The sequence below is a fragment of the Pseudomonas sp. TE3895 genome (genome assembly GCF_056278855.1).
Genome location: NZ_JBWBQE010000001.1, coordinates 2196432 through 2215000 on the forward strand (window position 1 = coordinate 2196432; position 18569 = coordinate 2215000).

The 18569-nt window shown below is 62.2% G+C and carries 16 protein-coding genes (1 of these 16 only partly in view); 10 read left to right on the plus strand and 6 right to left on the minus strand.

Annotated elements, in window-relative coordinates; translation table 11 throughout:
* Positions 1 to 98 precede the first annotated feature (98 nt).
* A complete protein-coding gene (locus tag ACZ889_RS09895; protein ID WP_476257344.1) occupies positions 99 to 1214 on the minus strand; it encodes a branched-chain amino acid ABC transporter substrate-binding protein in 1116 nt (371 codons plus the stop codon).
* Positions 1215 to 1574: 360 nt separating this feature from the next.
* Between ACZ889_RS09895 and ACZ889_RS09900 the strand changes: the two genes are divergently transcribed.
* Together ACZ889_RS09900 and ACZ889_RS09905 are read left to right on the plus strand one after the other, a co-directional pair.
* Positions 1575 to 1886: a DUF2288 domain-containing protein gene (locus tag ACZ889_RS09900; protein WP_012051427.1), complete on the plus strand. Its 312-nt coding sequence runs from the start codon at positions 1575 to 1577 to the stop codon at positions 1884 to 1886.
* Positions 1887 to 2078: 192 nt separating this feature from the next.
* Positions 2079 to 2966: an NAD(P)-dependent oxidoreductase gene (locus ACZ889_RS09905; RefSeq protein WP_012051428.1), complete on the plus strand. Its 888-nt coding sequence runs from the start codon at positions 2079 to 2081 to the stop codon at positions 2964 to 2966.
* Here the strand turns inward: ACZ889_RS09905 and ACZ889_RS09910 are convergent.
* A complete protein-coding gene (locus ACZ889_RS09910; RefSeq protein WP_476257345.1) occupies positions 2866 to 5130 on the minus strand; it encodes a putative bifunctional diguanylate cyclase/phosphodiesterase in 2265 nt (754 codons plus the stop codon). The two genes, ACZ889_RS09905 and ACZ889_RS09910, sit on opposite strands and share 101 nt — an antisense overlap.
* A 252-nt stretch (positions 5131 to 5382) precedes the next feature.
* The gene (gene rapA, locus ACZ889_RS09915) at positions 5383 to 8229 is read right to left on the minus strand and encodes an RNA polymerase-associated protein RapA (RefSeq protein ID WP_180688730.1); all 2847 of its coding nucleotides are present in this window, start codon (positions 8227 to 8229) and stop codon (positions 5383 to 5385) included.
* 150 nt (positions 8230 to 8379) lie between these two features.
* On the opposite strand from rapA, the gene ACZ889_RS09920 reads away from it, so the two are divergent.
* The 8 genes from ACZ889_RS09920 to ACZ889_RS09955 all read left to right on the plus strand — a co-directional run bounded on the left by ACZ889_RS09920 (position 8380) and on the right by ACZ889_RS09955 (position 13779).
* Positions 8380 to 9075, plus strand: a complete 696-nt coding sequence (locus tag ACZ889_RS09920; RefSeq protein ID WP_060546260.1) for a M949_RS01915 family surface polysaccharide biosynthesis protein — start codon at positions 8380 to 8382, stop codon at positions 9073 to 9075.
* 63 nt (positions 9076 to 9138) lie between these two features.
* Positions 9139 to 9468, plus strand: a complete 330-nt coding sequence (locus ACZ889_RS09925; protein WP_003254865.1) for a hypothetical protein — start codon at positions 9139 to 9141, stop codon at positions 9466 to 9468.
* Positions 9469 to 9535: 67 nt separating this feature from the next.
* Positions 9536 to 9697 (plus strand): hypothetical protein, encoded by a 162-nt coding sequence (locus ACZ889_RS09930; protein WP_003254864.1) that lies wholly within the window; start codon positions 9536 to 9538, stop codon positions 9695 to 9697.
* 135 nt (positions 9698 to 9832) lie between these two features.
* Complete coding sequence (gene ccoM, locus ACZ889_RS09935) at positions 9833 to 9949, plus strand: cytochrome c oxidase subunit CcoM (RefSeq protein WP_003254862.1); 117 nt, start codon at positions 9833 to 9835, stop codon at positions 9947 to 9949.
* A 205-nt stretch (positions 9950 to 10154) separates the two neighbouring features.
* On the plus strand, positions 10155 to 12143 hold the full coding sequence (locus ACZ889_RS09940; RefSeq protein WP_476257346.1) for an FUSC family protein: 1989 nt from the start codon (positions 10155 to 10157) through the stop codon (positions 12141 to 12143).
* On the plus strand, positions 12130 to 12336 hold the full coding sequence (locus ACZ889_RS09945) for a DUF1656 domain-containing protein (protein ID WP_003254859.1): 207 nt from the start codon (positions 12130 to 12132) through the stop codon (positions 12334 to 12336). The genes ACZ889_RS09940 and ACZ889_RS09945 overlap by 14 nt, the downstream gene beginning before the upstream one ends.
* Before the next feature lie 12 nt (positions 12337 to 12348).
* Positions 12349 to 13218, plus strand: a complete 870-nt coding sequence (locus ACZ889_RS09950) for an efflux RND transporter periplasmic adaptor subunit (RefSeq protein ID WP_003254857.1) — start codon at positions 12349 to 12351, stop codon at positions 13216 to 13218.
* Between the two features lie 222 nt (positions 13219 to 13440).
* On the plus strand, positions 13441 to 13779 hold the full coding sequence (locus ACZ889_RS09955) for a DUF2025 family protein (RefSeq protein WP_003254855.1): 339 nt from the start codon (positions 13441 to 13443) through the stop codon (positions 13777 to 13779).
* Positions 13780 to 13793: 14 nt separating this feature from the next.
* Here the strand turns inward: ACZ889_RS09955 and ACZ889_RS09960 are convergent, their stop codons facing one another.
* The 3 genes from ACZ889_RS09960 to ACZ889_RS09970 all read right to left on the minus strand — a co-directional run.
* Positions 13794 to 16379, minus strand: coding sequence for a bifunctional diguanylate cyclase/phosphodiesterase (locus ACZ889_RS09960; protein ID WP_476257347.1), 2586 nt, complete (start codon positions 16377 to 16379; stop codon positions 13794 to 13796).
* 51 nt (positions 16380 to 16430) lie between these two features.
* Positions 16431 to 17504 (minus strand): diguanylate cyclase, encoded by a 1074-nt coding sequence (locus ACZ889_RS09965; protein WP_180688722.1) that lies wholly within the window; start codon positions 17502 to 17504, stop codon positions 16431 to 16433.
* Between the two features lie 281 nt (positions 17505 to 17785).
* Positions 17786 to 18569, minus strand: partial view of a formate/nitrite transporter family protein gene (locus ACZ889_RS09970; protein ID WP_012051438.1) — the 3' portion only. It continues 113 nt past the right edge of the window; 784 of the gene's 897 nt are visible here — the last part of the coding sequence; its start codon lies off the right edge, out of view — the gene reads right to left on this strand; the stop codon is at positions 17786 to 17788.

Sequence of the window (18569 nt, forward strand, 5' to 3'; positions counted from 1 at the left end):
AGCCTGCCCCCGGATCGCGGGGATCGGGCCCATGAACCTCATAAAACGAAGCCCACTGCTCGCACAGTGGGCTCGTAGGTCAGCTATTAGTCACGCAGTTACTGAGGGGAGACTTCGGTCTTCGGCTTGCCGAAGTGCCATTCGTAGACCACGAACTTGAAGTCTTTCAGGTCGCCTTTGTCGTCGAACGACAGGTCGCCGGTCGGGGTCTTGAAGGTGCCTTCGTGGATGGCCTTGGCCACCTTGTCGGTATCATCGGAACCGGCTTTCCTGATGCCTTGAGCGATCAGCTCGACAGCCGAGTAGGCAGGGAATACGAACGGGCCACTTGGGTCCTTGCCGTCAGCCTTGATGGCGTCGACGATCTTCTTGTTCGCCGGGTCTGCGTCGAACGACTTCGGCAGGGTGACCAGCAGGCCTTCGGAGGCGTTCTGGGCGATCTGCGAAATGGAGTCGTTACCCACGCCTTCCGGACCCATGAACTTGGCTTTCAGGCCTTTTTCCTGAGCCTGGCGCAGGATCAGGCCCAGCTCTGGGTGATAGCCGCCGTAGTAGACGAAGTCGACGTTGTTCTGCTTGAGCTTCTGGATGATCGAGGAGAAGTCCTTGTCACCCGCGTTCAGGCCTTCGAACACGGCAACCTTGGTGCCTTTGCTTTCCAGGGTCTGCTTGACGGCGGTGGCGATGCCTTCACCGTACTGCTGCTTGTCGTGCAGGACGGCAACGACCTTCGGCTTGACGTGGTCGGCGATGTAGTTGCCGGCGGCCGGGCCCTGGGCGCTGTCCAGGCCGATGGTGCGGAAGATCAGCTTGTAGCCACGGGCGGTGATTTCCGGCGAGGTGGCGGCCGGGGTGATCATGATCACGCCTTCGTCCTCGTAGATGTCGGACGCTGGCTGGGTGGAGCTGGAGCACAGGTGGCCGACCACGAACTTGACGCCGTCGTTGACCACTTTGTTGGCGACTGCCACGGCCTGTTTAGGGTCGCAGGCGTCGTCGTATTCCTTGGCTTCGAGCATCTTGCCATCCACGCCGCCCGCGGCGTTGATATCCTTGATGGCTTGCTTGGCGCCGATGAACTGCATGTCGCCGTACTGGGTCACAGGACCCGTCTTGGGACCGGCGATGCCGATCTTGATGGTATCGGCGGCAAACGAATGGCTGGCTACCCCGGCCAGTACCATTGCGGCGAACAGCTTGGAAATCTTGATCATAGTGCTCCACTCATTCTGTTGTAATTCTTATAGTCCTGGCGGCCAGGGCTACAGACCGGGCGGGATTTGCGGCGTGGCCATGCCAACGCGCTAGCCCACCTTCCCCCGGAACATGTCCCGGAACTGTACCGGTACAGTGTAGAGCGCTGTTCGAGCGCTTGAAAAGCGGTCGAAAAGTGCGTCTTTCCTGCGTTGTCGCTTGATCGACAGAAAGATACAGAAAGGCGCCATCAAACTGCCTGCATCTGCGATCCCGCCCCACAACTTCGGGGTCAATCGACCAAATTACATATTTGAAACCGGGTTTTTCTGCAAAAATGCCGGCCTTTTTTATTGACCGATTTTTTGCGGATACCACCCATGACTGATCAAACAAGCACCCTCTATGCCAAATTGCTTGGCGAGACGGCAATCATCGAGTGGAAAGCGCTGGAGCGTTTTTGGGCCAAGGGTGACCTGATTTGGGTCGACCCCAGCCTTGACCTGATCGCCGTTGCCGAGGCGATGGCCGAGAATCGCAGCGAGATCTTCGCCAAGTGGCGTAGTGATGGCACTGTTGGGCCGGTGTCGGCCGAGCAGGCATTGGACCTGCAAAGCCGCGACCCAGAGATCTGGGCGGTGGTGGTTTCGCCGTTCATCGTGATACAGGTGAAGGGCCAGGAGGAAGCGTGATCTTTTATGGTGCGCAAAAATACGCATCAGCTCCGTTTTGGTGCTTGAAAGCGATCAAGGCGGGTAGAGGGAAGTAACAATTCGGCGTGGCGGTAACAGTTTACGGGATGCGTAATGTGGCCACCGTTCTGCCAGTCGCCACCGGGACCGTCGCCAGCCTGGGAAATGTTCGAATCAGTCAGGAGTTTATCGATGAGCACTGCACTACCTTCGCTTGGTTTCGCCGGCATCGGCCTGATGGGCCTGCCCATGTGCCGCCGCCTGCTGGCAGCGGGTTATCCGCTGACGGTATGGAACCGCAGCCCGGACAAGTGCGCCGCACTGGTCGCTGCTGGCGCGCGCCTGGCCAGCAGCCCGGCCGAATTGTGCCGTGACAGCGACATGGTGCTACTGTGCCTGGCCGACACGGCGGTGGTGCGTGAAGTGGTGTTCGGCGAGCAAGGCATTGCCCAGGGCGGGCGCAGCGGCCAGTTGCTGATCGATTTCTCTAGCCTGGAACCCACCGCCACCCGTGAAATGGCTGCCGAACTGGCAGCACTGTGTGGCATGGCCTGGCTGGATGCACCTGTCTCTGGCGGTACGCCCGGTGCCGAAGCGGGCACGCTGGCGATCATGGTGGGCGGTGAAGCGGCCGATCTGCAGCGTGCACGCCCGGTGCTGCAGGTGCTTGGTCAGCGCGTGACGCATATGGGCGCGGTAGGCACGGGGCAGGTGACCAAGGCTTGCAACCAGATGATCGTAGCGTGCAATGCCCTGGTAATTGCAGAAGTGGTGGCACTGGCCGAACAGTCGGGCGTGGACGCGACGCTGATCGCTGAGGCGCTGGCGGGTGGCTTTGCCGATTCCAAGCCATTGCAGATTCTTGCACCGCAAATGGCCGAGAGCCGCTTCGAGCCAATCAAGTGGCACGTACGCACGCTGCTCAAGGACCTCGATGGCGCGGTCAAGTTTTCCCGCGAGCAAGGCTCTGCGACGCCGCTCAGTGGCCTTGCCGCGCAACTGATGCGCTTGCACGGTAGCCAGGGTTACCTGCAAAAAGATCCGGCGACCCTGGTAGAGCTGTATCGCAACAAGGTGTGATCCGGCCGTTCTGGCGCTGCAACCGCTCCAGCAGTGGGCGCAACTCGGCCAGCGGTACGGGGCGCCCCAACAGGTAGCCCTGCAGGTAGTCGCAGCCATGGCTTTCGAGGAACACCTGCTGTTCGGCGGTTTCCACGCCCTCGCTGACTACCCGCAGGTGCAGGGTATGCGCCATGGCGATGATCGCCTGGACAATTTCCCGGTCTTTCTGGCTGCCCGGTACATCCTGCAGGAAGGTGCGGTCGATCTTCAGCACATCCAGCGGCAGGCGCTTGAGGTAAGCCAGTGACGAGTAGCCGGTACCAAAATCATCGATCGAAAGTGCCACCCCCAAAGCCCTGACGCGTTTGAGCAGGCTGACCGTGCGCTGGATATCGCCCACCAGGGCGTTCTCGGTCACCTCCAGCTCCAGGTGGCGCGGCGCAAGGGCGGCGTGGAACAGCGCCTTTTCTACTTCCTTAGGCAGTTCGTCGTGGCTGAGGGTGACTGCCGAGCAATTGACCGTGACCTGGACCTCGCCGTAGCCGTGGCGCTGAAAGTGGGCCAGGTCGGCACAGGCATGGCGCAGCACCCACAGGTCAAGGTCGATGATCAGGCCGTTGGCTTCGGCAATGCCGACAAAACGGTCGGGCCCGAGCAGGCCGTGTTGAGGATGCTGCCAGCGTACTAGCGCTTCCAGTTTGGCCACTTGCCCGCTGCGCAGGTCGAAGATCGGCTGGTAGTGCACACACAGCCCGCGCTCTTCGAGCAGCGCCAGGCGCAGCTCTTCTTCCAGTTGCAAGGCGATCGACGCGCGAGCCTTCAGGCTGTCATTGAAGAAATTCAGGCTGTTGCGCCCGTTGTCCTTGGATTGGTAGAGGGCCAGGTCGGCATGCTTGAGCAGCTCTTCGGCTGTGCTGCCATCGTCCGGGAAGATACTTATACCAATGCTGGTGGTCATGACCATGCGCCGCCCGCCCAGGTCGATGGGCTCTTTCATCCGTTGCATGATGCGCTGGGCCAGGTGGCGGGCTTCGTCGCGGCTGTTCAGGCTGGTGACCACACAGAACTCGTCGCCACCAAAGCGCGCAACCAGGTCGTGGTTGCGGGTAGCGGCCTTGATGTGGTTGGCGATCACCTTGAGCAGCTCGTCACCGGCATCGTGGCCAAGGCTGTCGTTGATACGCTTGAAATGGTCGATGTCGAGGAACATGACGGCCAGGCGGTTTTCGCTGGCCTGATGTTCGACCAGGCGCTCGGCGAATACCTGGTTGAATCCACGGCGGTTGAGCAGGTTGGTCAGGGCATCATAGTGCGCCGCCTGCTGCAGTGAAGCGCGGGCCTGGTCCAGTTGGCTGAGCAGTACGCTGACCCGGCGCAGGTCGTGCTCCTTGCTTTGCAGTTTCTTGTCGGCCAGTGCGGCGCTGATGCTGGCGCCACTGATCAGCAGGGTGATGAAGCCGATGCCCAGTCCCAGTTGCAGGCTGTTGTCGCCCGACGGCAGGCGCAGTGCGGTATCGGCAGGGATGACCAAGGTCATGGCCGACATCGCGGTGAAATGAGTGGCGACGATGCCGCCGGCCATCAGCAGGCTGGCGCCGTACTTCATGGCCTGGTACAGGGTGCCGCTGCCATTGCGCAAGTAGCGGGCCAGGTACAGCGCGGTCAGGGCAGTGAGCAGGGCAATGGCGGCAGAGGCAAGTAGCAAGCCGGTTTGGTAGTACTGGCGGGCACCCGTTTCCATCGCGGCCATGCCGACAAAATGCATGAGGATGATGCCCAGGCCGATCAGCCCTGCGCTCGGCACGAAATGGTGCGCGCGCATGTTGCTGCGTTCGAGGCTGTGCATGGCCAACCAGGCCACGCCCAGTGCGATGAGCAGTGAAAGAATGGTCAGGGATACGTCGTAGTGCACGTCCACCGGGGCCCGAAAGGCCAGCATGCTGATGAAGTGCATGGCCCATATGCCGCCTGCCAGGCAGCAGGCTCCAAGCATGTTCCATTGCCGGTGGGCGGTGGGGTCGTCGCTGTGGGACTGACGCTCGGCCATGTCGAGCGTGGCGAAACAGGCTGCGCAAGCAACGAAATAGGCGAGCAGAACCAAGAGCGGTTCATGACGGCAGTCGATGACGATGCGCCCGGTTGCGGGAAGATCGGCGAACAGTTGCAGCCCCAGCCATTCCATGGAATGCCTCTTGATCGAGTTTTCACTCGTCTGCGCTACAACCCTGTGCAGACTGTCCAGAGGCAGTATAGGAAGGAGTACTTAAGCCTTCCTGACTAATGGCACAATGATTTCTACGATTTGGTTATTTCTGTAATCGCAGTCAGGAATATTGCTTGCCCTGCCGGAGCGGGCGTGCCCGCGAAGCATCCAACAGGGCGGATGCTTCGCGGGCATGCCCGCTACCACCAGGGCAGCGGTGCCTGATTTGTCTTAGCCAGCCACCAGCACGCGAATGGCTTCCAGGCGCAGGGCGGCCTTCTCCAGCATTGCCAGGCCATCTTCGCGCCGCTTGCGCAGGGCGTCGATTTCGCTGTCACGCACACTTGGGTTGACCGCTTGCAATGCCACCAGGCGCGCCAGCTCTTCGTCGGCCTCGGCTGTCAGGCGGCGCTGGGCTTCGGCCACGCGCTCGTTGTGGGCCGGCAGGATCTTCTCCTCGCCGCCACTGATACGCTTGGCCAGCACATCGCGCTGGGCCTGGACGAACTTGTTGGCGCTGGCGCGCGGTACGCTCTCGAGCTGGTCGTTGAGGGTTTCGAAGGCCACGCGTGACGCCAGGTCGTTGCCATTGGCATCGAGCAGGCAGCGCAGTGCCGCCGGCGGCAGGTAGCGGCCCAGTTGCAGGCTGCGGGGTGCCACCACCTCGCTGACGAACAGCAGTTCAAGCAGGACAGTGCCTGGTTTGAGCGCTTTGTTCTTGATCAACGCCACGGCGGTGTTGCCCATCGAACCTGACAGCACCAGATCCATACCACCCTGCACCATCGGGTGCTCCCAGGTGAGGAACTGCATGTCCTCGCGTGACAGCGCCTGGCCACGGTCGTAGGTGATGGTCACGCCTTCATCGTCGCCCAGCGGGAAGCTGGCATCGAGCATCTTCTCGCTCGGCTTGAGGATCAGTGCGTTCTCGGAATGGTCTTCGCTGTCGATGCCGAAGGCGTCGAACAGGGTTTCCATGTAGATCGGCAGGGCGAACTGGTCGTCCTGTTCGAGAATGGCCTCGACCAGCGCCTGACCTTCGCCGGCGCCGCCGGAATTGAGCTCCAGCAGGCGGTCACGGCCAGTGTGCAGTTCGGCTTCCAGGCGCTCGCGCTCGCTGCGGGCGTCGGCCACCAGGGTATCCCAGGCCTTGTGTTCGCCGGTTTCTAGCAGCGGCAGCAGGCGTGGGCCGAACTGGTGCTGCAGGGCATTGCCGGTGGGGCAGGTGTTGAGGAAGGCGTTGAGCCCTTCGTGGTACCACTGGAACAGGCGCTCTTGCGGGCTGTCCTGCAGGTACGGGATGTGCAACTGGATAGTGTGCTTCTGGCCGATCCGGTCAAGGCGGCCGATGCGCTGTTCGAGCAGGTCGGGGTGCGCTGGCAGGTCGAACATCACCAGGTGATGAGCGAACTGGAAGTTGCGGCCTTCGCTGCCGATTTCCGAGCAGATCAGCACCTGGGCGCCAAACTCTTCATCGGCAAAGTAGGCAGCGGCGCGGTCGCGCTCGAGGATGCTCATGCCTTCATGGAACACCGAGGCCGGGATGCCGGAGCGCACGCGCAGGGCGTCCTCCAGGTCCATGGCGGTTTCGGCGTGGGCGCAGATCACCAGCACTTTGGTGCGCTTGAGCATCTTCAGGGTGTCGATCAGCCAGTCGACACGTGGGTCGAAACGCCACCAGCGCTCGTCATCGGCCACTTCACCCTGGGCCTGGAAGGCAACTTCCGGGTACAGCTCGGCGTGCTCGCCGGCTGGCAGGTCGCGGTATTGCTCGGGCGTGGGCAGCGGGTAGGGGTGCAACTGGCGCTCGGGGAAGCCCTGGATCGCCGCACGGGTGTTACGGAACAGCACGCGGCCGGTGCCGTGGCGATCCAGCAGCTCGCGAATCAGCCGCGCGCTGGCCTGGGTGTCGCCGTCGCTGACTGCAGCCAGCAGGGCTTCGCCTTCGGCACCCAGGAAGCCCAGGATGGTGGCGTGGGCCTTGGGTGACAGACGGCCCTCGTCGAGCAGTTCCTGCACCGCCTCGGCTACCGGGCGGTAGTGTTCGCTCTCGGCGCGGAAAGCGGCCAAGTCATGGAAACGGTTGGGGTCGAGCAGGCGCAGGCGGGCGAAGTGGCTGTCCTGGCCAAGCTGCTCGGGGGTGGCGGTCAGCAACAGTACACCCGGAATCACTTGGGCCAGTTGCTCGACCAGGCCGTATTCGGCGCTGACCTGGTCTTCGTGCCAGACCAGGTGGTGGGCTTCGTCGACGACCAGCAGGTCCCAGCCAGCGGCAAACAGCGCGTCCTGGGCCTTTTCGTCGTCGACCAGCCACTCAAGGGCAACCAACGCCAGTTGGGCATCCTCGAACGGGTTGCTGGCGTCGCTTTCGATGAAGCGCTCGGCGTCGAACAGCGCCACTTGCAGATTGAAGCGCCGGCGCATTTCCACCAGCCACTGGTGCTGGAGGTTTTCCGGCACCAGGATCAGTACGCGGCTGGCGCGACCCGACAGCAGCTGGCGGTGAATGACCAGGCCGGCTTCGATGGTTTTGCCCAGGCCCACTTCGTCGGCCAGCAGAACGCGCGGGGCGCTGCGGTCGGCGACTTCGCGGGCAATGTGCAGTTGGTGGGCGATGGGCTGTGCGCGGCAGCCGCCCAACCCCCACAGTGCCGACTGCATCTGCTTGCTGGTGTGCTGCAGGGTGTTGTAGCGCAGGCTGAACCACGACAGTGGGTCTATCTGCCCGGCGAACAGGCGGTCGCTGGCCAGGCGGAACTGAATGAAGTTCGACAACTGGGTTTCAGGCAGGGTGCGAGGCTGGTTCTGCCCGTCCAGGCCGTGGTAGACCATCAGCCCGTCGATGTCCTCGACTTCGCGTACGGTCAGCTTCCAGCCTTCGAAGTGGGTGATCTGGTCACCTGGCGAGAAGCGCACGCGGGTCAGCGGCGCATTGCGCAGGGAATACTGGCGGGTGTCGCCAGTGGCCGGGTAGAGCACGGTCAACAGGCGGCCATCCTGCGCCAGGATGGTACCCAGGCCGAGCTCTGCTTCGCTGTCGCTGATCCAGCGTTGCCCCGGTTGATACTGCTGCGCCATACTGCCTGAACTCCCGCGATGAAAAAGCCGATTATGTTAACGGATCGGCCGGTCAGACCAAAGTGCCGATAGCACCGAAAGGTATCGAAAGGCACAGTCTAGTCGTTTCATCGCCCTGCACAGCGCCGCCGACGAGGGCCCCGGATCAACATGTCTGCCAAGCACCGCTGGATCAGCGCTTCGATGGCCGTGGGCAGCCTGGTGCTGCTGAGCGCCTGCGAGCAGAAAAACTTTGAGACATTGCCCCCCATTCCGATGGAGCAGCTTGAGGTACTGGGCGTGCAGACGCCGATAAAGAGCGTGCACTTTCGTGACGGTGACGGCGAAGGGCTGTTGGTCCTGAGCCGCAGCGATGGCCAGGCCAGCGACCTGGAAAGCGAACAGGAAGTGGACAAGGTGGTGCTCAAGGCCACCTTGTACGGGCGCACGGCCGGGAACGACACCTTCAAGGCGCGTTGGCAGGTCGAGCAGGAAACGACCTGCCCGGGGCTGGACCTGGACGTGGATTTCTATAATGACGTCAGTGATGTGAGCGACCTGAACAAGAATGGGGTGGCCGAGATAACGGTGGCCAGCCATGCGTTCTGCGGCGGCGGTATCGACCCGCATGACATCGCCATCGAGATGCGTGAAGGGCAGGCCAGTTACACCATTACCGGCCAGTCGCTGATCACCCCGGCGGGGGAGGAACCTATCGGTGGTGAGCGCGAGGACAGCGCTTCGCTGAAAGCCGCGCCGCAGGTACTACGCGATCACATGGATGCGGTTTGGCAACAGGTGTACAAGCGGCCCTGGAGCGAGGCCAGCCCGCCAGTCGACGACGAGCCGGGTGACGAAGCCGAGTAAATGTTGTCCATGACATCAAGGTAAAGCTGTGCCTGCCGATACAGGGGGCATAGGAGAACGTCCATGCTGCCGCCGATCATTCCGCTCAGTGCCGCCCCGGTCACCTCGCAACAGGACCCGGTCAAGCCAACCCCCGACATCAAGCCGGTGGTGCCGACGCAGCCTGCGTCCGGCGAAAGTGCCATTGACCTCAAGCGCCAGCGCGACCCCCAGGAGCAGGTATTGTTGCTGCGCGATGAACAGCGCCGCCAGCAGCAACGCCGCAATAAGGGCGAGCAGGAACGCTACGATGCCGTCCCGGGTGACGAGGTCAATGCCGACAATACCGTGCCGGTAGCGCCATTGATGGGCGAGCATGTACGCCAAGGACTGCTGGTGGACATCGAAGTCTGATACGGGGCTGGTCAGCGCCTGCGCCTGGCTTCATCATGCAATTCTCTGTTGATCGTCGAGCCCACCCATGAGCCAAGACAACCTCATCGATTTCGATGCCGAACGTGCCAAGCGCGTCCACGACCTCAAGGAAAAGCGGCTGAACGAAATGCGCAATGCTTTCGAGCAGGCCCTGCCATTGAGTACCAGCAAGAAAAAGAAGCCCAAGGGCAAACCTAAGAAGCGTTGAAACTTGACGCAGGTCAACCCTGCGCCCCCCTCGCGTGCCCGGCCTCGGGCACCATTGACACTGATCAATTTTCCCTGCCTCCACATTGGTTAACGTGTACCCATCGGACAACGGCAAACGAATGGGGAGGCCAGCATGTTCTTCGACAACGTGGTTATCGCCGGTGTGGTAACGGTCGGGCTGATGGTCGCCTTCTTTGCCGGTCTGGGCATTTTCATCTGGAAGGACTCGAACAAGCGCAAGCCGCGCTGACCTTCCGGGTACACGAGCACGCAAGGCATTTAGGGCGACTTCGGTCGCCCATTTTTTTTGCCTGCATTTTTTATTGTCTGAGCTGTCCCTTTCAATGCAGGCCAATCGAACATACATGATTAGCTAGCTAATTAATCGTTTCCGCTTTATCCTGCTCATCATTGTCTATCTTTTCAGCAAGACTTTTCCCCGCAAGGTCCGCCTCGTGCCCATCACCTTTCAGGCCCTGTTCGCGCCCAGCAGCCTCGCCCTCAAGTTTGCCATCAAGACCCTGCTCGGGGGCGGCCTGGCGTTGTGGCTGGCGATGCGCTGGGGGCTGGAGCAACCCTCCTGGGCATTGATGACTGCTTTCATCGTCGCCCAGCCGCTATCGGGCATGGTGGTGCAGAAAGGCTTGGCGCGGTTGGCCGGCACGTTGGTCGGCACAGTCATGTCGGTGCTGTTCATCGGCCTGTTCGCCCAGACCCCCGGCTTGTTTCTGCTTACCTTGGCGCTTTGGCTGGCCCTGTGTACTGCCGCGTCCACCCAGTTGCGCAGCGCCTGGGCCTATGCCTTCGTGCTGGCCGGCTACACCGCAGCGATCATTGCCCTGCCGGCCATTGACCACCCCCTGCAGGTATTCGACCAGGCCGTGGCTCGCTGTACCGAGATCTGCCTGGGTATTTTTTGTGCAACAGCCAGCAGTGCCTTGCTCTGGCCCATGCGGGTCGAGCAGCAACTGGGCGGGCAGGCGCGGCAGGCCTGGCAGAACGGCCTGCAGGCCGCCAGCGCCATGCTGGGCGGAGAGGACGAGGCGCGCAAAGGCCTGCTGGAAAGCCTGGGGCGCATCGTTGCCATCGACAGCCAACGTGAACATGCCTGGTTCGAGGGCAATCGCGGGCGCCAACGTGCCCGTGCCATTCGTGGCCTTAGCCAGAAACTGATGGTGCTGTTGCGTATTTCCCGTTCGGTGCGCCGCCAGTGGCGGCAACTGGATGAGGGTGAGGTCGAGCACCTGACGCCCTGGTTGCAGGAAGTGCGCACGCTGCTGGCCCAACCCGATCAGCCCAGCTTGTTGTTGTTACGTCAGCGTATCTGGGATGCCGCCCACGATGAGCAGATCAGTTCGGCGGAGCACTTCTGCCTGGCGCGCATGGCCCTGCTATTGGACTATGCCATGGCCGCCAGCCAGGCACTTGAGGATGTGGAGGCGGGCAGGGCGCCTAAGGACGTGTCCCAGGGGCTGGCCGCGCACCGAGACTGGTCGCTGGCCTTGCTGTTCGGCTCGCGCAGCGCGCTGGCCTTCCTGGTAATGAGTGGTTTCTGGCTGGCCACGGCCTGGCCTTCGGCCCCGGGTGGCCTGGTGCTGACCTGCGTGGTCTGCAGCCTGTTCGCCAGTCGCGAGAACGGCGCACAGATCGGCCTGAGTTTTCTGCGCGGGATATTCCTGGCGATACCGGCGGCGTTTCTGGTCGGGCAGATCATGCTGCCGCAATGGAGCAGCTTCGCCATGCTCTGCCTGGGCATGGGCGTGCCACTGTTTCTTGGTGCACTGGGCATGGCCCATCCTCGGACCGGGGCTACGGCCACTTCCTATTGCCTGCACTTCATTGTGCTGGTGTCGCCGCTCAACGCCATGCAGTTCGGCGTGGCGACCATGTTGAACAGTGCCTTGGCCATGCTGGTGGGGGTGTCGGCAGCGGTCATGGCCTTCCGCTTGCTGGTGTTCCGCCACCCGGCCTGGCTGGGCCGGCGCTTGCGTGCTGCAACGCAGAACGACTTGGTGCGCCTGACCCGGCGCGACCTGCGCGGGGCTGACAGCTGGTTTGGCGGGCGCATGGCCGACCGGCTGATGCAACTGGCGCGGCATGCCAGTGAATTACCGGAAGGCGAACGCAAACGCTGGGATGACGGCCTGCACGGGCTGGATATCGGCGACGAACTGGTGCACCTGCGCATGTGCCTGGCGGTCGCCCAGGCCCCTTTGGGGCGGGCCGAGCGCGAGTACCTGCAACACGTGGAGGCAGTGCTGGCCAAAGGGCCGGCTGCCGGGCGTGGGCAGCGGCTGGATGCTGCCAGTGAGCAGTTCATTGCAGCCTTGCGTCGGTTGCCAGCCAGCGACCCGCTCCGGCTGGCCGAGGGGGCGGTGCTGCAATTGCAGAAAAGCTGGGGCAAATGGTGCCGCTGGCAGGAGGACACCCATGGGTTTGCGTGAGTGGGAAGTGGGCGGTGTGCTGCTCAGCCCGTTTCTGCTTTATGTGTTGTTGGCGCTGCTGCTCACCGGCCTGCTGCGCCTGGTGGTGCAGGCCACACCGTTGGGGCGCTGGATCTGGCATGAAGCGCTGTTCGACGCAGCGCTGTTCGTCTGTGTGTTGTTCCTGGTGGTACGCCTGCTGGGAACTTTATAAAGGAGTGTTTCGATGCGTGCGGCCGTACGTATTCTGGTGACCCTGTGTGTGGTGGCCCTGGCCGTGTTGGCCGGCTACCAGCTGTGGCAGTACTACATGCTCACCCCATGGACGCGCGATGCCCGTGTGCGCGCCGATGTGGTGGTGATTGCGCCTGACGTGTCTGGCTGGGTTCGCGAACTCAAGGTTCATGACAACCAGCAGGTCAAGGCTGGCGACCTGTTGATGAGCATTGACCGCGAGCGCTTCCAGGCCGCGTTCGATCAGGCCAGCGCGGTGACCGAGACCCGCGCCCAGCAATTGCGCTTGCGCGAGCGTGAAGCAGCCCGGCGTACTGCCTTGGGGCCAGAGGCGATCAGTGCCGAGTTGCGTGAAAACGCCCAGATCAATGCCGCCATCGCGCGTGGCGAGTTGCATGAGGCCGAGGCGCAGTTGCAGGTGGCCAGGATCAACCTGGCGCGCAGTGAGGTGCGGGCACCGCGCAGCGGGCATATCACCAATCTGCGTCTGGCCGAAGGCAATTATGTGAACACCGGGGAATCGGTGATGGCGCTGGTGGATGATTCGACGTTCTACATCCAGGCCTATTTCGAGGAAACCAAGCTGCCGCGCATTCGCGTTGGGGACACTGTGAAGGTGTGGCTGATGGGCACGGGTGAACCGATGCAGGGGCACGTGGAGAGCATCAGCCGCGGCATCACCGACCGCAACAGCAACCCGGACAGCCAGTTGCTGCCGGAGGTAGAGCCGACCTTCAACTGGGTACGACTGGCCCAGCGCATACCCGTGAGGATTCGCCTGGATCAGGTGCCGGAAGGGCTGACCTTGAGTGCGGGTATGACGGCGAGTGTGCAAGTGCATGAGGACCGCGACCCGCAGTGATGGTGCTGCCCAATAGACAGAGATGTAACGGTCGAAGCGGTACAGCCGGGGCGTGTGGTGAAGGCAGTACAGCTTGAGTTCGTCGACGACGTTGGGCAGGCACGAAAAAATTTGGCGAACGGCCCGCCAGTTGCGTTAGGCTGCCGCTGTGAGTTGCCCGACAGAGGCAACCCTTCTTCCGCCAGGCGTGCGTATCTTCCGATTTCATTGCGAGGTTACGTCATGGCCATCACTTCCCAGGATATCTGCAACGCCGCCGATCAGCTAAAGGGCTTTGTCGGTTTTCACGGCAAGCGCGGTGTTCATATCGTGCGTTTCTCCGAGGACGCGTTCGGCATGGACGTGGCCGACGCCAGTATCACCCCCTGCAGCGAGTTTGTCTGGCGGCCCGAGCAAGGGCAGCGCATGGCGTTGTGCCGCGAACGGCTGTCGCTGTTGCTGGATCAGCATGTGGATGACCGCTTGAACATTGGTGAACCGCTGCGCGCCTACCTGCGCCGCTGTGATCTGCCCGAAATCGTGGCGCAGCGCAGCCTGCAGCAGCACACCCAGTCTGTTTAGGAGCAAGGCCGCGTCTACAAGGGTTGTGCAGTGCTTTGGGAGGTTTGGTGCAACAACGCCGCCAATCCGGCGCTGTCCAGGGGCATGCTCAGGTAATAGCCTTGCACTTCATGGCAGCGATCGTTTTCCAGCGCCTTGAGTTGATGTTCGCTTTCCACGCCTTCGGCTGTCACTGTCAGCCCCATCGCCTCACCCAGGTTGATGATGGCCTGGACCACAGCGCGGTCGCTGCCGCCGTTGTTGTTCAGGCCGCTGATGAAGCGTTTGTCGATCTTGATGCTGTCGAACGGGTAAGTACGCAGGTAGCCCAACGACGAATAGCCGGTGCCGAAATCATCCATGTTCAGGCGCACCCCTAGCTCCTTGAGCGACAGCATGGTGCCTAGCGCGCCCTCGATGTCGTTGAGCATCACGTTCTCGGTAATCTCCAGTTCCAACCGCTGGGCGGGGAAGGCCGTGTCGAGCAATATTTCGCGCACGTCGGCTACCACATCGCTGCGCAAGAACTGCGCAGGCGACAGGTTGACCGAAACCAGCACGTCGGCTGGCCAGTCATGGGCAGTGCGGCAAGCTTCGCGAAGCACCCAGCGGCCCAGCGCAACAATGATGTCGCTCTGCTCGGCCAACGGAATGAAGGTGTCCGGCCCCAGTAACCCTTCCTGTGGATGCCGCCAGCGCACCAAGGCCTCGACCGCGACGATACGCAGGTCGTCGAGGCGGTAGCGCGGCTGGTAATGCAACTCGAACCCCTCATTGCGCAGGGCCCGGCGCAGGTCGTTCTCCAGCTGGCGGCGGTACTGGATCTGCTGGTTCATTTCGGCAACGAAGTAGCGCCATGTGTTCTTTCCATCGGCCTTGGCCTGGTACAGGGCGATGTCGGCGCAGCGGATCAGTTCACCTGCATCGAAGCCCTGGTTGCGCGTCTGGGCAACGCCAATACTGGCACCAATGTGCAGCGGCTGGTTTTCGAAGACGATGGGTTGCTGCAGCAGGCCGATCAGGCGCGCACAGAAGCGGTCGATCTCGCTGCTGTTGTCCATGCCGCTGAGTACCAGGATGAACTCGTCGCCGCCCAGACGCGCGACCAGGTCGCCATCGCGGGTGGTGTCGCGCAGGCGCGTTGCCACTTCTTGCAGCACGGCATCTCCGGCGGCATGACCGAGCGAGTCGTTGATCGGCTTGAAGTTGTCCAGGTCCAGCAGCAACAAGGTCAGCGGGGGCGAGTCACTGCCGCGCAACAAGGCCTGCTCCAAGTGCCGGGCGAGCTTATTGCGGTTGGCCAGCCCGGTCAGTGGGTCGTGCAGCGAAAGATGCTGGATGCGCGCGTGGGCGTCGACTTCGTCGGTGATATCGCTGGCGGTACCCCGAAAACCGATGGCCTTGCCATCGCGCCAGATAGCGCGGGCGGATATCCGGCAGTAGCGGTTCTGGCCATTCTGGTCGCGGTAAGTGCAGCGCAGGTTGGCCAATTGCTGCGGGTCGGCGGTAGCCAGGGCGTCGAGCCAAGGTGACAACGGCGTGGTGTCGCAGGCCAGCAACTGGTTGAGCGGGTGGCCCAGCCAGCCGTCTACCGGGTAGCCGGTGACGTTGGCGAAGCGTTGCGACAGGTAGGTCAGGCGTTGATGCCGGTCGGTTTCCCAGATCCAGTCGGATGCCGATTCGGCCACCGCCCGGAAACGCTGCTCGCTGGCCTCCAGGGCCTGGTTGCTTTGTTGCAGATGCACGAGCGTGAGGCCGATTGCCCGGGAGCTGCGCAAGGCATGGCGGAACAGGTACAGCATCACCAGGCCAAGTATCAGTAGTGCGCACAACAGTGCTGGCAACACTGCCCGCAGCATCTGACGCCCCGGCAGTGGGCTGTTCCAGGTCAGATGGTAGCCGGTGTCGCCCAGGTCGATGCGCAGGTGGCTGTGATCCTGCATATCCTCCTTTTCCACGTGCATGCCCGTCAGGCCGGCGCCGTTGCCCAACTGCGCCAGTTTGCTTTCGGTGAGCTGGTCAATGAACAGCATCACCGGCGCCTGACTCACCTCGCTGTCGGTAACCTCCCGGTCCGGGCGCACGGCTGCTGCACTGAGTGCGGCCGGCCAGCCATTGAACAGCACAAAATGGGTGATTTGCTCGCGTGAAACTGCCGCCGCGCGGGCTTGTTCGATGATCGGCTGCAGCGGTGTCTCTATGTAGGTGTTGGCACCTGCCTGGCTGGGCTGGCCTTTGAACAAGGCATAGGTGGTGCGGTCGTTTTCCACTACGAACACCCCTTCGTAGCCGCTGGCGCTGTACAGCGACTCACCTATGTTTTTTTCCTCGTAGGCCCATTGCCAGTCGGCTTGGCCCGACAAGTGCTCGAAGGCTGCATCCCATACGGCATAGCTGGACAGAAACTGGCGCGAGGCGAGCAGCCGTTGTTCCAGCGCCTGGTTCGCATGGAAGGCGCTACGCTGGCGCTCCTGTTGGTCGAGTGTGCTGGCGATATTGAACAGAGCGCCGAGAATGACCAGGCAAGCCAGGCCGAACACTGCGCTGAAACCGGCAATGAGGTGGCGCACCTGAAAGCGCGGTGTGGGGCTAGCGGGTGGAAGCTTGGCGGTCCTGGCCATGCGCGAGCGGCTCCTTCAGGCAACCTCCCGCCAGGCAGACAGGAAGGAGGTTCAATCAGGATAGGCCAGCCTGAGCGCGGCAGCTTCACCGCGGGCAAAATTGACCTGATCGCGGCCAGCGTGCTTGGCGATGTACAGCGCCTTGTCCGCCTGTTCGAGCCAGTGCTCGGGGGACTCGAGGTTGGCCTCGAAGGGTGACAGGCCGATACTCAGGCTGATGCGCAGGTGCGGTAACTGTGGGTTGCGGTAGCTGGAAACCCGCTCGCGCAGACGCTCCATGACTTGGCAGGCCTGGGCTTCGCTGATTTCGGGCAGGATCACGCAGAATTCGTCGCCGCCGTAACGCCCGGCCTGGTCGCCCTCGCGCAAACTGCGCCGCAGCTCAGCGCTGAGCTGGCGCAGTACACAGTCGCCGACCACATGGCCAAAGGTGTCGTTGATGGTCTTGAAGTGATCGATGTCGATCAGGGCAATCACCGCGTGCCCCTGTCGCTGCTTGCACGCCTGGAACTTGAGCTGCAGCAGGTCCTTCCAGGCGCCGTGGTTGAACAGCCCGGTCAGGCTGTCGGTGAGGCTCAGGGCGCTCAGCCGGCGCTTGTGGTCGCCCAGCTTGATCGCAAGCTGGTAGCACACCCAGCCCAAGGCCAGTGGGTACAGCGCCAGCATTGGCAGGCACGCATAGACCTGCAGGGGCGTGGCGATCAATTGCAAGCCAGGGCCAAGCAGCAGGATGGCGGCGAGCATGCCAGCCAGTTGCGCCAGCGCTCCGCGAAAGACCATGCGCTTGCCGCCGGCGGCGACGTTGTTCATCGTCATCATCGACAGCACGGTCACGCTGGGTAGCGGGTTGAAGTGCATGGCGGCAGTCCAGAACCCGCCCATCAGCGAGTCCAGCAGAAGGTTGCGCTGTTCCGCCTGGTAAGGCGTTGCCGAGCGGGCAGCCCACTGGTAGGCCACGTGCGGCCACAGCAAACCATTGAACAGTACTAGCAGCCATGTCCAGGAGGGGGGCGACAGCGGCGCAATCGCCGCCATGACAGTGAACAGGCCGATTCCCAGGCCAATGACCCGCGGCAGGTAGATGCGCTTGACGAATGAAAGCCCTTTGCCGATGCGATTGTCCATAATGCTGATCTTCTTCTGCCGGTGTACCGTTCATCGCATAATTCGGATGAATATTGTTGAACAGTGTTACATCGGCGAGAAATGACCTTACAAGCCAATTCACGGTTGATTCGATCACTGTGGTGGGCCGTCGATAACCAGGCTCAGGTGCGACTGAGCGCGCCGCGGACGGGAGCGGGGCAATCTGGAGTCACCGCATGGCGGGCAGAACGGATGTGTAGCCCTGGCCCATGAGTAAGCAGGGCCAGGGGCATGAGCTCACCGTAGCGGCACGCTGAGTATCATTTTGGCTCATGTCTGCTGCGCGCGGACTGGGGCTGGTCGTCGTTCAGAAGCCGCGAGGGTGGTTTGCCACTGTCACTGCGCACTTGCGCATGGCTGATCAAGGCGAAGATGAAACTGCCACCGATGATGTTGCCCGCCAGCGTCGGCAGTGCAAATTCCAGCCAGAAACGGCTCCAGGTTTCGTCGCCAGCCCACACCAGGTAGGACACTTCGACTGACCCCACCACTATATGAGTGAAATCGCCAAGGGCCATCAGGTAGGTGATCATCAGAATGATCCAGATCTTGGCGTGCTCCATTGAAGGGATCATCCAGACCATGGTGGCAATCATCCAGCCTGAGACTATGCCCTTGGCGAACATCTGGCTGATGTCGTTCTTCATTACCTTGCGACCGACCTCCAGGAATGCCACATCGGTCTTGCTGTCGAAGATCGGCAGTTCCAGCATCACCCAGGCTACCAGCAGGGTGCCTGCCAGGTTGCCAAACAACACCACGCCCCAGAGGCGTAGCAGTCGTCCGAAGTTGGCCAGCGTAGGGGCGGTCATGACGGGCAGCACGGCGGTGAGCGTATTTTCGGTGAACAGTTGCTGGCGTGCCAGGATCACGGCAAGAAAGCCCGCACTGTAGCCGATGCTGGCGACCACCTGGGCACCATCGCCTTCCGGCAGGCGGGCGTAGAATAGCCCCATGGCCATCAACGACAGCCCCATGGACAGGCCGGCGGCAAGTGCCGACCACCACAACGCGGCAAGTGTACGTTCCAGCTCCTGGTCGCCC

Excerpts from the sequence above, each read along its gene's own strand:
- ACZ889_RS09895 (WP_476257344.1), bottom strand. The coding sequence starts at position 1,214 with ATGATCAAGATTTCCAAGCTGTTCGCCGCAATGGTACTGGCCGGGGTA.
- ACZ889_RS09900 (WP_012051427.1), top strand. The coding sequence starts at position 1,575 with ATGACTGATCAAACAAGCACCCTCTATGCCAAATTGCTTGGCGAGACG.
- ACZ889_RS09905 (WP_012051428.1), top strand. The coding sequence starts at position 2,079 with ATGAGCACTGCACTACCTTCGCTTGGTTTCGCCGGCATCGGCCTGATG.
- ACZ889_RS09910 (WP_476257345.1), bottom strand. The coding sequence starts at position 5,130 with ATGGAATGGCTGGGGCTGCAACTGTTCGCCGATCTTCCCGCAACCGGG.
- rapA (WP_180688730.1), bottom strand. The coding sequence starts at position 8,229 with ATGGCGCAGCAGTATCAACCGGGGCAACGCTGGATCAGCGACAGCGAA.
- ACZ889_RS09920 (WP_060546260.1), top strand. The coding sequence starts at position 8,380 with ATGTCTGCCAAGCACCGCTGGATCAGCGCTTCGATGGCCGTGGGCAGC.
- ACZ889_RS09925 (WP_003254865.1), top strand. The coding sequence starts at position 9,139 with ATGCTGCCGCCGATCATTCCGCTCAGTGCCGCCCCGGTCACCTCGCAA.
- ACZ889_RS09930 (WP_003254864.1), top strand. The coding sequence starts at position 9,536 with ATGAGCCAAGACAACCTCATCGATTTCGATGCCGAACGTGCCAAGCGC.
- ccoM (WP_003254862.1), top strand. The coding sequence starts at position 9,833 with ATGTTCTTCGACAACGTGGTTATCGCCGGTGTGGTAACGGTCGGGCTG.
- ACZ889_RS09945 (WP_003254859.1), top strand. The coding sequence starts at position 12,130 with ATGGGTTTGCGTGAGTGGGAAGTGGGCGGTGTGCTGCTCAGCCCGTTT.
- ACZ889_RS09950 (WP_003254857.1), top strand. The coding sequence starts at position 12,349 with ATGCGTGCGGCCGTACGTATTCTGGTGACCCTGTGTGTGGTGGCCCTG.
- ACZ889_RS09955 (WP_003254855.1), top strand. The coding sequence starts at position 13,441 with ATGGCCATCACTTCCCAGGATATCTGCAACGCCGCCGATCAGCTAAAG.
- ACZ889_RS09960 (WP_476257347.1), bottom strand. The coding sequence starts at position 16,379 with ATGGCCAGGACCGCCAAGCTTCCACCCGCTAGCCCCACACCGCGCTTT.
- ACZ889_RS09965 (WP_180688722.1), bottom strand. The coding sequence starts at position 17,504 with ATGGACAATCGCATCGGCAAAGGGCTTTCATTCGTCAAGCGCATCTAC.